We start from the raw sequence: 11,705 nt of genomic DNA, 5'->3' as shown, positions 1-11,705 counted from the left end.
GCAGCATGGGCGGCGTGGGCTATGCGGGCGTCGACAATGACGTGTTCTACATGGACCAGACCATGATGCTGCTCAGCGATGCCAAGAAGATGGTCGAGGAAATCGTGAAGGCGATGGATTGATCGCCGGTAATTGCTTCATGACAGCGCGCCAATCCGTGGCGGCGCTGTCATGACGTCACATCTTGTTCCGTCTGTCGTGAAGGGGGAACAAATTGTCGCCTCATCTCGTTTCAACCCATCGGGTTGCGCCAGTTTGTGCGCAACCGCTATCCTAGATATTTCGCGACAAGACAGGGGCATTCCATTTTGCGCACACTCGGCCTGATCGGCGGCATGAGCTGGGTTTCGACCAGCACCTATTACGAACGCATCAATCGCTTTGTTCAGCGCAGTATCGGCAAGACGTCGTCTGCGCCTATGCTGATCGAAAGCCTCGATTTCTCGCGCATCTATCGTGCGCAGACGAACGAGGATTGGCAGCACGCGACAGATGTGATCGCAGACAGCGCGGAAAGGCTGGTGAAGGCCGGGGCGGAGATGATCGTCATCGGCGCCAATTCCATGCACAAGGTGTATCGCGATGTGGAAGCCCGGATCGAGACACCCATCCTGCATATTGCCGAATGCGTAGGCGCCCAGATGGCAGCCGACGGGATCGAACGCGCATCGCTGATCGGCACGCGCAACGTGATGACCGAAAGCTTCTATCGTCGCCGCCTTGTTTCCCATGGCGTCGACCTGCTGCCGCCCGATATGGACAATGTCGAACAGCTTGACCGGATCATCTATGAGGAGCTGATGCTGGGCAAGGCCAGCCAGGATGCGCGCCGCGCGCTCAAATCCATGTTCACCAACATGCAGAAGGAAGGCGCGCAGGCGGTGATCCTGGCGTGCACGGAACTGGAACTGGTGGTGGATGTGGATGCCAACATCCTGCCGGTGTATGATTGCACCGCGATCCATGCCGATGCGGCGGCACGGTGGATAATAGGCGACGAATAGACGCTTTTTCGCGGCGTTCACGAGCTGTTCCCATTGTCACCCCACAGGCGCTGACCTAGCGATCAGCCATGTCCCGTGCGCCCTATGCCGCCGATCCCGCCAAAACGCGCGGTCGTGAATTCGATCAGCCCGGCCACGGCGTGCGCGGTCCGCGCAGCGCATTTCAGCGCGATCGGGACCGGATCATCCATTCGATTGCCTTCCGCCGCCTTGCGGGCAAGACGCAGGTGTTCGTCGCGCCCGACGGCGATCACTATCGCGTTCGCCTGACGCACAGCCTGGAGGTGGCGCAAATCGGCCGCGTGGTGGCGCGCGATCTTGGCCTGGACGAGGATCTGACAGAAGCCCTGTGCCTGTCCCACGATCTTGGCCATCCTCCGTTCGGACATCCGGGGGAAGATGCGCTCAACGATTCCCTCGCCAGCCGCGGCGGTTTCGATCACAACGAACACGCCCTGCGCACCGTGATGCGACTGGATTCCCCCTATTGCGATTGCCCCGGCCTCAATCTGACGTGGGAGACGCTGGAAGGGCTGGCCAAGCATAACGGGCCGGTGAACCAGCCTGGATGGGCGCTGACCGAACTGGACGCGGCCTTTCCGCTGGAACTGCGACAGTGGCCTTCGCTGGAGGCGCAGGTGGCGGCGCTGGCGGACGATATCGCCTATGACAATCACGATATCGATGATGGCTTGCGTGCAGGCTTCCTCGATCTGGAGCAATTGCTGGAGCTGGATTTCATCGCCAATCTGTGGCGCGATGTAGAAAGCCGCTTTCCAAACGCACGCCGGGACGAGCAATTGCGCGAACTGGTGCGCACGCAAATCGGCGTGATGGTGAATGACCTTTTGCAAACCACCCGCGCCAATCTGCAGGGTATCAACAGCATTGAGGAAGTGCGCGGCGCCGGCTGTGCGATAGCCGCATTCTCGCCCGAAATGGCGCAGCGGGAGCGGACGCTGAAGGCATTCATGTACGCCAATCTTTATCACCACGATGCGCAGATCCGCACCGCGCAGGCCGCGCGCGGCGTCATCGCCAAATTATATGCGGCCTATGATCAGGACTCCTCCCTGATGAATCCGGGCTGGACCACCAGCCTGCCCGAAGAACAGCCCGGCCGATCGCGTCATATTGTCGATTTCATTGCCGGGATGACCGATCATTATGCGATAAACCAGTATCAGCGAATATTTGGCGAAATTCCGGAAGGTTTGTCCAATGTCTGAAAATCGGCGCATCCTGCTCGTCGGCGCAACCGGGCTGATCGGGCGCACCATCATCGAACGATCACCCGATCTCGATAACATCACGCTGCAGGGCGTGGCGCGCAGGGAGATCGATTTTCCCGAAGGCGTGCGGATGGAACTGGTGTTGGCGCAAAGCGATGCCTGGCCGGACATCATCTCTCAGCTGGAGCCCGATGCCGTGATCTGCGCGGTGGGCACCACGCAGAAAAAGGCCGGGAGCGAGGAAGGCTTTCGCGAAGTCGATCACGACCTGGTGGTGGAACTGGGGCGCGCGGCAAAGGGGGCGGGGGTGAAGAACTTCGTCCATGTCTCCTCCGTTGGGGCGGATGCTTTCTCCCGCAATTTCTATCTGAAGGTGAAGGGCGAGACGGAGCGTGATCTGAAGTCCCTCAAACTGCGGCGGCTCGATATTCTTCGGCCCAGCCTGCTGCGCGGAAAGCGGCAGGACGATCTTCGCCCGCTGGAGGCGATTGGCCAGCTATCCGCGCCGATTGGCGATATGTTCATGCGCGGCGCAAAGACGAAATTCCGATCAATGAAAGCAGAGGATCTGGCGGACGCGGCAATCGCATTTGCCAGCGCCAAGGCAGGCGGGCAGTTCATCCATGAATATGATGCGCTGATGCGCATGGTGAGAGAGTTTCGCCGTGAACTGGCGGCCAAGGCAGACAGCCAGGATGGCTAGGCCCTTCCTCGTGCCTCTGCCGCTTAATCCGGCCAATGCTCCTTGGGATCAGGAGAGTAGCCATGTGGGATAGCCTGTTCGGTGCCGCCAACGTCTGGGCCATGCTGTGCTGGGCGATACTGGTTTTCCTTCCACGCGGGCCATTCGTGCACAGCGCCATCTTCTTCGGCGGTGTTGGCCTGCTGTGCCTGGCCTACGTCATCTTGCTCGCCCTGCTGCTGACCGGCACGGTGGACGGCAATGCGGTGGAGGGCGCGGGGGCAAGCAATTTCCAGACGATCGAGGGCGTGCGCAGTATCTTCATGTCCGATGGTGGCGTGACGGTGGGCTGGATTCACTACCTCGCGCTGGACCTGTTTGCCGGTTTGTGGATCGCCAGGGATGCCGATCAGAAGGGTTTCTCGCGCTTCATTCAGGGGCCGGTTCTGCTGCTCACCTTCGTTGCCGGCCCTGCAGGATTGCTGCTGTGGTTCATCATCCGCGAACGCCGGGCGCGCAAGGGTGTGAAAAGAAAGTCGGTACTGGGCAGATGACGAAGAAATATGCGCCTGCGACCTTGCGCAATCGAGAGCCTATTCGCGAAGTCCTGAGTGATGAACTGGGGCAGGACGGTGTGTTGCTGGAAATTGCCGCCGGAACGGGGGAGCACGCGGTGTACCTCTCCCGTGCATTTCCCGATTGGCAGTGGCAGCCGACGGATCCCGATGCCGATGCACTGGCATCCATCGCGGCATGGCGAGCGGAAGATGGGCCGCCCAACCTTTTGCCGCCCGTCCGGCTGGATGCCAGCGCGAGCGAATGGCCGGTGGCTAGGGCGGATGCCATCCTCTGCGTGAACATGACGCACATCAGCCCGATTGCCGCGAGCGAAGGGTTGTTCGCCGGGGCGGGGCGATTGCTGAGCAGCGGTGCGCCATTGCTGATCTATGGCCCGTTTATAGAGGCAGACGTGCAAACCTCTGCATCCAACATGCAATTTGATGAAAGCCTGAAGGCCCGCGATCCTTCGTGGGGTTTGCGAGAGCTTGCATGGCTGGATGGGCTCGCCGCGGCGGAGGGATTTCACCGCACTGCGCGACACGCGATGCCGGCAAACAACCTGACCGTGGTCTACCGTAAAACATAAAACGCCCGCCGGAATAAACCGACGGGCGCCTTGCGACCCTCTAAAAGGGTTTGAATTCAGGTGGCTTCGTCAACATCGTCAGCAACGGATTCCAGATCTTCGCCAGCGCCGCGAACGGTGTTGCAGGCGGATACGGAAAGAACAAAGACGGCAGCTGTTACGGCGGTTACAATCTTGCGCATGGGATAATCTCCAAAGTTAACTGACGTTATCGAGGGCCTGATCAGGTGGCCTCGTCAACGCCGTCTGCGACCGATTCCAGATCCTGACCCAAACCGCGTACAGTGTTGCACGCAGATGCAGTCAGGGCCAGCACACTGGCAGTGACAACCAGGATGATTTTTCGGGTCATTGTTATTCCTTCTCAAATCCAGATGGACAGGTCACTGAACAATACAACCGACTGGTATCGATCAGGTTCCTGTCGCCTGTCTCTGATCCACAAAGGCGCGCCTCGCAAGGTAATGCTCTCGCCAGCTGATGATCAGCCCGGCCAGCACCACCAATGGCGCGCCGATCCAGGTGGTGATGGCGGGAAGCGTGGCGAAAAACAGCCAGCCGAACAGCGTGGCCCAGATGATGTTGGAATAATCCATCACGATCACGCTGGACACATTGCCAAAGCGCAGCGCCATAGTGACCAGCACCTGTCCCCATGTGCCCGCGATACCCATGCCCAGCAGCAGCCACCATTGATAAGCCGTCAGCGGTTCATGAACCCACAGCATGAACGGCAGCGTCACGATCACGCTGCCCGCGCTGAACCAGAAGACGATCACCAGCGGTTTTTCCGTGCGCGAAAGATCTCTTATCTGGATGGCGATAAGGGCGATCATGAATGCACCGCCCAGTGCAACCGCCGCACCGAACAGCGGTATTTGGCCATTGCCGGGCTGGGCGATGATCAGAATGCCGATGAAGCCCGCTGCCACGGCGGACCAGCGCCATATCCCCACGCTTTCCTTCAGCAACACGATGGAAAGCCCCACGGCGAACATAGGCGCGGTGAAGCCCAGCGTGGTCGCCTCTGCCAGCGGCAGCAGGATTACCCCTCCGAAATTCAGGACCATGCCGACCACGCCATAAGCCACGCGAACGAAGTGCGCCTTGGGCCGCCTGGTGCCAAGCTGCGCCAATCCGCCTGCCAGCATGGCCCATGTCAGCAGAATCGGAATGGCGACCAATTGCCGCCAGAACAGCAGCTCTGCGATCTGGATGCCGGTTTCCGATGCCAGCTTGATAAATGCGCCCATCAGGCCAAAACCGGCAATTCCCGCCAGACGCATTATCAGCGCCAGCAGGGGGCGGTCGCTGGAGGAGTCGCGGGGGGCGCTGGTCATCCTCTTGGCCATAGGCTTTCGCTTTGGCCGATCAAGCGTTGTTGCCGCGCCTTTGCCTCCCCATATTGCCGCCGCCATGCACGAACCTGATTGGATCAGATTTGCCAGCGATGCCACGCTCTACGGCCTGTGGGGCGGGGCGCTGCTGAGCATCTCGGCATTCAGTGCCTGGCGCGATTATCGGCGGCGCAAGCGCAGCAATATCGATCGTGTGGGTATCATGCCGTGGCGCGATATCGGCGCGCTGACGGGTTTTGCAGGCCTTGCGCTGATGTCTTTCGCAGGTGTCGGCTGGCTGGCAGGAGCATAGGCTCCGCCAACGCGCGCTAAACTGCCGTCAGAACCGAAGGATTACAGGCAGGCTTCCAGATAGGCCTGGTCAAAGCCGAACTGGCGGGCCTTTTCCAGCGTGTAGGGGCGCAGGCCGCTGGAGCGGTATTCGCCCATGATCTTGCCGTCCTCGTCCTCATCCAGATATTCGAAACCGAACAGTTCCTGCGTCACGATCACATCGCCTTCCATCCCGATTACCTCGGTAATGTTCGTGGTGCGGCGCGAACCGTCGCGAAGGCGCTTCACCTGCACGATCAGATCGACCGATTCGGCGATCTGGCGGCTGATTGCTTCCTTCGGGATCTTGATGTCGCCCATCAGGATCATGTTTTCCATACGGCCAAGGCACTCTCGCGGAGAGTTGGCGTGAAGCGTACACATGGAGCCATCGTGGCCGGTGTTCATGGCGGCGAGAAGGTCAAAACACTCCGCGCCACGAATTTCGCCCAGGATGATCCGGTCAGGTCGCATACGCAGGGCGTTCTTAACAAGGTCGCCAATGGTGATGGCGCCTTGGCCTTCAAGGTTTGGTGGACGCGTTTCCAGCGGCAGCCAGTGCGGCTGCTGCAGGCGAAGCTCGGCCGCGTCCTCGATTGTCAGCACGCGCTCACCCGGGTCGATCATCTTCGACAGGGCATTGAGCATCGTCGTCTTGCCCGAACCCGTACCGCCCGAAATCACCACATTCATGCGGCAGGCACCGGCGATTTTCAGCGCGGTGGCCATCTTGTCGTTCATCGAATCCCAGCCTTTCAGCATATCGATGGTGATGGGCTTTTCGGAAAACTTACGAATGGAGATCGCCGTGCCCTTCAGGCTCAGCGGCGGGACGATCACGTTGACACGTGAACCGTCTTTCAGGCGGGCGTCGGCCAGCGGGGTGGTCTGGTCAACGCGGCGGCCGACCTGGTTCACGATGCGCTGGGCGATCTGGAACAGGTGACTCTCGTCGCGGAACTTGATCGGGGCGAGTTGCAGCTTGCCGCCTTTTTCGATGTAGGTCTGATCGGGGCCGTTCACCATGATGTCTGACACATCGGGATCGCCCAGCAGCTCCTCCAGCGGGCCAAAGCCCAGCAGCTCGTCGATCAGCACCTTTTCCAGCGCAAATTGCTCGCGCCGGTTCAGCGTCACCTTCAGCTCGGCCAGCACTTCCATGATGATCGGGCGGAATTCTTCGGAAAGCTCTTCCTTGGTCAGCGTGGCCGCAGCTTCGGGATCGACGCGTTCCAGCAGGCGCGGCAGCACCTGCTCCTTGATCTTGTGAACCGATGCCTCGAACCCGCCAAGTTCGCTGACGTTATCGTGCACGGCATTGGTGCGATCGGCCAGACGGCTCATCGCATCCTCATTGCGCCCTGCGCCGCCTTCTACGGCGGTGCCTTCTGGTGGAACCGGGGGAAATTGTTCGCCGCCGGGCGGGGGAACGGAGTGATCGTCAGGCTTGGGATGGCCACCGCCATTGCCGGCACCGGCCCGCATGGGCTTTGCCACGCCAAAGCTCGGACGTGCGCCCTTGGACATGCCACCTGCGCCGCTCTTGCGTCCGAATGCGCTCATTCTCGCAAACCCCCTAATAATTCCAATTTGCCGTCTTCCTGAAGAATTCGGCGGATTTCATGCACTCAGCTTCTTGCGAATTTAGGTGAAGAACTGGTTAAGCTTGCGCGAAGAGGTGCACGATGCGCACTTGAGACGAGGGTGAATATTTCTTGGCGACCAGCAGCCAGCCAGCGATGCGAGTCGTCCTTTTGGGCACATACGATCTTGGCAAGCCGCGCACGCGCCTGCTGCGCGATTGCCTGCGCGCGATAGACCCCGGATTGCAGGAACTGCATTTCAGCGTGTGGCACGGGGTGGAGGACAAGTCCGTGATGTCCGGGCTGGGCGGCAAGCTGCGGATCGCAATGCGGCTGTTGCTGGCCTATCCGGTGGTGGCTGCGCGCTATCTGATGGCGGGCAGGCACGATATCGTGGTGATCGGCTACATGGGATTGTTCGATATGGTGCTGCTGGCACCTCTCGCAAAATTGCGTGGAAAGCCAGTCGTATGGGACGCGTTTCTGTCAATCTACGATACCTACGTCCGCGATCGGGCGATGGCATCCGAACGTGGCTGGAAAGCGCGGTTCCTGGGCTGGATCGAACGCCGGGCCTGCGCCATTGCCGATAAGGTAGTGCTGGACACGCGCGCCCACGCGGGATTGATGGGAGATCTGCACGGCGTTCCGGAAGCCAAGCTGGATGCCGTTTTCGTGGGTGCGGAAAGCAGCGCTTTTGCGCCTGCGAAAACCGCGACAACACGCAGCCCCGATAAACCTGTCGAGGTGTTGTTCTACGGCCAGTTCATTCCCTTGCATGGCATCGACACGATCATTGATGCCGCGCTTGATCCGCGCGGACGGCAGTTCCGCTGGACTATCGTGGGGCAGGGGCAGGAAGCAGCCCGGATCGATGCGCGGCTGCAGGGGGAAGAGCTTTCCCACATAACGCGCATCGCTTGGGTCGATTATGAAAAACTGGCGGCACTGATGGAGTGCGCAGATATCTGCCTCGGCATTTTCGGCACCAGCGATAAGGCGGCCCGTGTGATACCGAACAAAGTCTACCAGGCTCTTGCGGCGAGTAAACCGCTGATAACCAGGGACTCACCGGCGATGCGGGAACTCGTCCAAGGAGAGAGGAGGGGGCTGTATCTGGTGCCGCCCGCCGATCCATCGAGCGTGCTCGATGCGCTCGACCTATTCGTTCAGGAGCGAGCCGATTTTCCGCCAGGCCTGCATGGCGATCTGCGCGAGGCGTTCGCTTCGGAGGCCCTGACTGAGCAATGGCGCGCCATACTGGTGAAGGCGGCGACCCAATGAGCCAGATCGACATCCTCATGGCCACCTACAACGGCGCTAGGTTCCTGCCAGAGCAACTGGCCTCGCTGGAAAACCAAACGCACAAGGACTGGCACCTTCTGATACGAGACGATGGTTCGAGCGATGCCACTCTTCAGATCGTTCGCGAATGGGCTGGGCGTGTCGAGCAGCGCGTCACAATACTGGAGGACGGCCGCTCCGGTCTTGGTGCATCGCTAAATTTTGCTGCGCTGCTGGAAGGATCTGACGCGCCATACTTCGCTTTTTGTGACCAGGACGATGTGTGGTTGCCAGAAAAACTGGAGGTGATGCTTGCGACGCTGCTGTCTGCGGAGGCCCCATCATCCCAGCCTGTCCCGGCGCTGGTCTATTCGGATCTGCGGGTAGTCGATCAACAGCTGGATATGATTTCCGATAGCTACCATGACTTTTCGCGCCGCCCGAAGCTGCGTGAGGGCCGCGAGTTGCGTCAGGTCATGCTGCACAACGTCGTGACCGGGTGCGCTTCGCTCGGCAATGCAGCCTTGCGCGCACAGGCGCTGCCCATCCCTGCAGCAGCCGTGATGCATGACTGGTGGTTGGCCTTGGTGGCTGCAGGAACGGGTCGGCTTATCCAGATGCCTCAACCCACAATTCTCTATCGGCAGCATGGTGGCAACACGCTGGGTGCGAACGCGAACGACCTGATTTCACAGATTAAATATGTATTACGCAGCCCGGCACTTGCGATTGGGCGTTCGCGCAAGTTGCTCGCGGATACGCAACGCCAGACAAGGGCATTTGCGGATCGGTACGCAGACAATTTGTCGCAACACGAACGCTCTATCCTCCAAGAATATTCAATGTTGAATGAGGGCGGCTGGCCTGCGCGCAAGACATTTTTCCTGCGCAACCGGATCTTGCGCGACAATATCATGAAGAACTTACCGTATTTTATTCTGGGCTGAACTCGCTTGCTAATTTTTGCGAAAGAATTGAGCCTGCCAGCACCAATACGGCTGCTCTCACCAACCAGCCCGACAAAACCACTTGAAGTGCTTCGCTGGGTTCCGCGCCAGTATGCATTGACAGAAAACCCAGTACCACAACTGCAGTACCTGCAACTCCGGCGAGCACAGACACGCGCAAGCGATTTTCCAGTAGTAGCAAGTGTTGGAAACCCTGAGGTAACATTACTGCGCCAGCAATCAGAATTGTCCAGGTTGTCAGCTGGCGTCCCAATTCATAGTCGCCGCCAAATGCCGAGTTAAAGATCGTTGCGGAAATGTGCTCCCACACCAGTACTAGCGCCAGAGTTGTGCCGAGCGCCCCCAAAGCGATCAGCCATCCATAGTGCGCCAGCCTACGATCTTTGTTTTCGTGAGACTGAGCGACCACGGGCACTGCGCTGTTAAGAAAAGCAAAGCCCACCGCAAGTAGGAAGCCGGAAAGCTGAACAGCGATCGCGATTTGCCCAAGTTCGGCAAGATTGCGCGCCCGTGGCTCGTACATTACCAACGGAGCAGCCATCATGAATCCTGACATCAGGTCGAGCGCCCCGAGTGGTGCGCCCTTACGCAGGATAGACAGGGCGGCGGCGCGATCGGGATGCGAAGCACGGAAATTCCCATTCTTTCGTAACGCCCTCCAGGAAAACACCGCCTCCAGTGCCCAGCATAGCCAGTGCAGGATCAACAGATGCAAGATACCGGCGCCGCCAGCAATCAGCGCGAGTCCTATGAACAGCTCTGCAAGGCGTCCGGCCAGCACATTGGGGATATTTTGCCTCACCTTCATCCGGCCAGTAAAAATCGCCCGATTAAGCAATGCCGCTCCGCGGAAGGCAAGGGCCGGTGCCACGGCGAGAATTGCAAGAAATTGGACGTCTTCGGCAAACATAAGCCATCCGTAAAAGGCCAATCCGGCTATTGCGCACAGACTGATACCGATACGCATGAAGAGGAGCCGTGAGGCCTGTCGGTCGCCAGCATCGTTCCCTTTGCCATAGGCTATGGGGACTAGTGTTTCAAAGCCCAGCGATGCCCCGCCAAGTACGAAACCATAAAGGGCCAGCGCCCAACTCCACAAACCATAGCCTTCGGGACCGAGGAGGCGCGTAATCGCAAGAAAATAAATGGCGCGCACCAGCGTTTCGGCCGCAGTTACGCCCGTAGAGCCGAGGCCATTTACTGAAATCGCCCTGATACCACCGCCGACCCTCATCCTAGCCGGTCCTGGGTCGCTGCCACGAAGGCTCTTACGCTCTCGACACCCTCGGCTTCTTTTTCTGCGAGCAGGCTTTCGACGAGCGGGCGCGTAGCGCGGGCGTGCTCGACGTCATCAAGGCCATACGCAATGCCATAGCGACCTATCGGATGTCGTTCTGACCACGCGTGCCGATCAGGAAAAAGGCCAGGCACAACCACGCTGGTGCAACCGCAGATTGCTGCATACTGCGAATAGAAACTGGCTTCGTCATAGGAATAGAAAGTCTCGCAGGAATTGAAGATTTCAGCAACTTCTTGATGATTTTTGCCGTCTATCTGAATGGCTTTGGCGGTTTCTGGAATGCGCGGCTTTTCATGTCCTTTTCGTACAAGAAAACACGCGCCATTTCGATTGTTACGCTTTTCGTTCCGGTATGCAGGATTGCGTTGCCACACGAACAATTCGCTCGCACCACCGGTGATTTCAGGAATATCGGACATTTCGCCCGCTCGAAAAAACATTTCGTTGTGGGTGAACTTGTAAGGATGTTCGAGGCCAGGGCGATAAAGCAGCCATCGCACTACATTGCGTGCACCCATCGGGTTGCCAAGACGTATTTCTGGATAGATGACGATTGAATCGTCTCGAAAATCATCGAAATTGGCGAGTGGTGTGTCAAGTTCCGGATTGAGGAACTTGCGACCATAGCCCAATAGCAAGGACGGCTTGCGCTGTAGGCTTCGAAGTCTGTGGACAAGGCCTCGCTCCGGGTCTCGATACCAAGGCCAGATTTTCGCATCTTCACCCAATCCGCGAAGGACGTGCACGAGGTTGTGCAGAAAGATACTGCCACCGCTATTGGCATCCCACGCCGGCGCATGAACAAGGTAATTTGGACGAAGTGCCATCGAGGAAG

At 59.0% G+C, this 11,705-nt stretch carries 15 protein-coding genes; 9 read left to right on the top strand and 6 right to left on the bottom strand.

The features are described from left to right. From GRF63_RS16315 to GRF63_RS16290, 6 genes are all read left to right on the top strand, one after another. Nucleotides 1-122, top strand: a 122-nt coding sequence (locus GRF63_RS16315; RefSeq protein WP_160485435.1) for an NAD(P)(+) transhydrogenase (Re/Si-specific) subunit beta, incomplete at its 5' end; no start/stop codon positions are given. Between the two features lie 186 nt (nucleotides 123-308). After that, nucleotides 309-1,004, top strand: a complete 696-nt coding sequence (locus tag GRF63_RS16310) for an aspartate/glutamate racemase family protein (RefSeq protein ID WP_160487120.1) — start codon at nucleotides 309-311, stop codon at nucleotides 1,002-1,004. A gap of 68 nt (nucleotides 1,005-1,072) precedes the next feature. After that, nucleotides 1,073-2,233 (top strand): deoxyguanosinetriphosphate triphosphohydrolase, encoded by a 1,161-nt coding sequence (locus GRF63_RS16305; RefSeq protein WP_160487119.1) that lies wholly within the window; start codon nucleotides 1,073-1,075, stop codon nucleotides 2,231-2,233. Further along, nucleotides 2,226-2,939: an NAD-dependent epimerase/dehydratase family protein gene (locus GRF63_RS16300; protein WP_160487118.1), complete on the top strand. Its 714-nt coding sequence runs from the start codon at nucleotides 2,226-2,228 to the stop codon at nucleotides 2,937-2,939. The genes GRF63_RS16305 and GRF63_RS16300 overlap by 8 nt, the downstream gene beginning before the upstream one ends. A gap of 62 nt (nucleotides 2,940-3,001) precedes the next feature. Continuing rightward, nucleotides 3,002-3,472, top strand: coding sequence for an ABA4-like family protein (locus tag GRF63_RS16295; RefSeq protein ID WP_160487117.1), 471 nt, complete (start codon nucleotides 3,002-3,004; stop codon nucleotides 3,470-3,472). Beyond that, nucleotides 3,469-4,065, top strand: a complete 597-nt coding sequence (locus GRF63_RS16290) for a DUF938 domain-containing protein (protein ID WP_160487116.1) — start codon at nucleotides 3,469-3,471, stop codon at nucleotides 4,063-4,065. Before GRF63_RS16295 ends, GRF63_RS16290 begins: the two co-directional genes overlap by 4 nt. A gap of 56 nt (nucleotides 4,066-4,121) precedes the next feature. Here the strand turns inward: GRF63_RS16290 and GRF63_RS16720 are convergent, their stop codons facing one another. The 3 genes from GRF63_RS16720 to GRF63_RS16285 form a co-directional block, all read right to left on the bottom strand. Further along, nucleotides 4,122-4,247, bottom strand: coding sequence for a hypothetical protein (locus tag GRF63_RS16720; protein WP_272914680.1), 126 nt, complete (start codon nucleotides 4,245-4,247; stop codon nucleotides 4,122-4,124). Between the two features lie 41 nt (nucleotides 4,248-4,288). Beyond that, nucleotides 4,289-4,417: a hypothetical protein gene (locus GRF63_RS16715; protein ID WP_272914679.1), complete on the bottom strand. Its 129-nt coding sequence runs from the start codon at nucleotides 4,415-4,417 to the stop codon at nucleotides 4,289-4,291. 61 nt (nucleotides 4,418-4,478) lie between these two features. Then, nucleotides 4,479-5,405, bottom strand: a complete 927-nt coding sequence (locus tag GRF63_RS16285) for a DMT family transporter (protein WP_160487115.1) — start codon at nucleotides 5,403-5,405, stop codon at nucleotides 4,479-4,481. Between the two features lie 76 nt (nucleotides 5,406-5,481). Between GRF63_RS16285 and GRF63_RS16280 the strand changes: the two genes are divergently transcribed. Continuing rightward, entirely contained in the window at nucleotides 5,482-5,715 is a 234-nt protein-coding gene (locus tag GRF63_RS16280; protein WP_160487114.1) for a hypothetical protein, read from the top strand. A 41-nt stretch (nucleotides 5,716-5,756) separates the two neighbouring features. On the opposite strand, the gene GRF63_RS16275 is transcribed toward GRF63_RS16280, so the two are convergent. Further along, nucleotides 5,757-7,298: a TadA family conjugal transfer-associated ATPase gene (locus GRF63_RS16275; RefSeq protein WP_202131796.1), complete on the bottom strand. Its 1,542-nt coding sequence runs from the start codon at nucleotides 7,296-7,298 to the stop codon at nucleotides 5,757-5,759. Between the two features lie 176 nt (nucleotides 7,299-7,474). On the opposite strand from GRF63_RS16275, the gene GRF63_RS16270 reads away from it, so the two are divergent. Both GRF63_RS16270 and GRF63_RS16265 read left to right on the top strand, forming a co-directional pair. Beyond that, nucleotides 7,475-8,602, top strand: a complete 1,128-nt coding sequence (locus GRF63_RS16270) for a glycosyltransferase (protein WP_160487113.1) — start codon at nucleotides 7,475-7,477, stop codon at nucleotides 8,600-8,602. Continuing rightward, nucleotides 8,599-9,549, top strand: coding sequence for a glycosyltransferase family 2 protein (locus GRF63_RS16265; RefSeq protein ID WP_160487112.1), 951 nt, complete (start codon nucleotides 8,599-8,601; stop codon nucleotides 9,547-9,549). Before GRF63_RS16270 ends, GRF63_RS16265 begins: the two co-directional genes overlap by 4 nt. Here GRF63_RS16265 and GRF63_RS16260 read toward each other — a convergent pair. Both GRF63_RS16260 and GRF63_RS16255 read right to left on the bottom strand, forming a co-directional pair. Next, nucleotides 9,536-10,804, bottom strand: a complete 1,269-nt coding sequence (locus GRF63_RS16260; RefSeq protein ID WP_160487111.1) for an oligosaccharide flippase family protein — start codon at nucleotides 10,802-10,804, stop codon at nucleotides 9,536-9,538. The genes GRF63_RS16265 and GRF63_RS16260 overlap by 14 nt on opposite strands. Next, nucleotides 10,801-11,697: a hypothetical protein gene (locus GRF63_RS16255; protein ID WP_160487110.1), complete on the bottom strand. Its 897-nt coding sequence runs from the start codon at nucleotides 11,695-11,697 to the stop codon at nucleotides 10,801-10,803. Before GRF63_RS16255 ends, GRF63_RS16260 begins: the two co-directional genes overlap by 4 nt. Between the last annotated feature and the right edge of the window lie 8 nt (nucleotides 11,698-11,705).

It is taken from the genome of Aurantiacibacter rhizosphaerae (genome assembly GCF_009807005.1).
GTDB lineage: Bacteria > Pseudomonadota > Alphaproteobacteria > Sphingomonadales > Sphingomonadaceae > Alteraurantiacibacter > Alteraurantiacibacter rhizosphaerae.
The sequence above is the reverse complement of the archived record's forward strand: the minus strand, read 5'-3'. Positions and strand labels throughout refer to the sequence as shown.

Excerpts from the sequence above, each read along its gene's own strand:
- GRF63_RS16305 (WP_160487119.1), top strand. The coding sequence starts at position 1,073 with ATGTCCCGTGCGCCCTATGCCGCCGATCCCGCCAAAACGCGCGGTCGT.
- GRF63_RS16300 (WP_160487118.1), top strand. The coding sequence starts at position 2,226 with ATGTCTGAAAATCGGCGCATCCTGCTCGTCGGCGCAACCGGGCTGATC.
- GRF63_RS16295 (WP_160487117.1), top strand. The coding sequence starts at position 3,002 with ATGTGGGATAGCCTGTTCGGTGCCGCCAACGTCTGGGCCATGCTGTGC.
- GRF63_RS16290 (WP_160487116.1), top strand. The coding sequence starts at position 3,469 with ATGACGAAGAAATATGCGCCTGCGACCTTGCGCAATCGAGAGCCTATT.
- GRF63_RS16720 (WP_272914680.1), bottom strand. The coding sequence starts at position 4,247 with ATGCGCAAGATTGTAACCGCCGTAACAGCTGCCGTCTTTGTTCTTTCC.
- GRF63_RS16715 (WP_272914679.1), bottom strand. The coding sequence starts at position 4,417 with ATGACCCGAAAAATCATCCTGGTTGTCACTGCCAGTGTGCTGGCCCTG.
- GRF63_RS16285 (WP_160487115.1), bottom strand. The coding sequence starts at position 5,405 with ATGACCAGCGCCCCCCGCGACTCCTCCAGCGACCGCCCCCTGCTGGCG.
- GRF63_RS16280 (WP_160487114.1), top strand. The coding sequence starts at position 5,482 with ATGCACGAACCTGATTGGATCAGATTTGCCAGCGATGCCACGCTCTAC.
- GRF63_RS16275 (WP_202131796.1), bottom strand. The coding sequence starts at position 7,298 with ATGAGCGCATTCGGACGCAAGAGCGGCGCAGGTGGCATGTCCAAGGGC.
- GRF63_RS16270 (WP_160487113.1), top strand. The coding sequence starts at position 7,475 with ATGCGAGTCGTCCTTTTGGGCACATACGATCTTGGCAAGCCGCGCACG.
- GRF63_RS16265 (WP_160487112.1), top strand. The coding sequence starts at position 8,599 with ATGAGCCAGATCGACATCCTCATGGCCACCTACAACGGCGCTAGGTTC.
- GRF63_RS16260 (WP_160487111.1), bottom strand. The coding sequence starts at position 10,804 with ATGAGGGTCGGCGGTGGTATCAGGGCGATTTCAGTAAATGGCCTCGGC.
- GRF63_RS16255 (WP_160487110.1), bottom strand. The coding sequence starts at position 11,697 with ATGGCACTTCGTCCAAATTACCTTGTTCATGCGCCGGCGTGGGATGCC.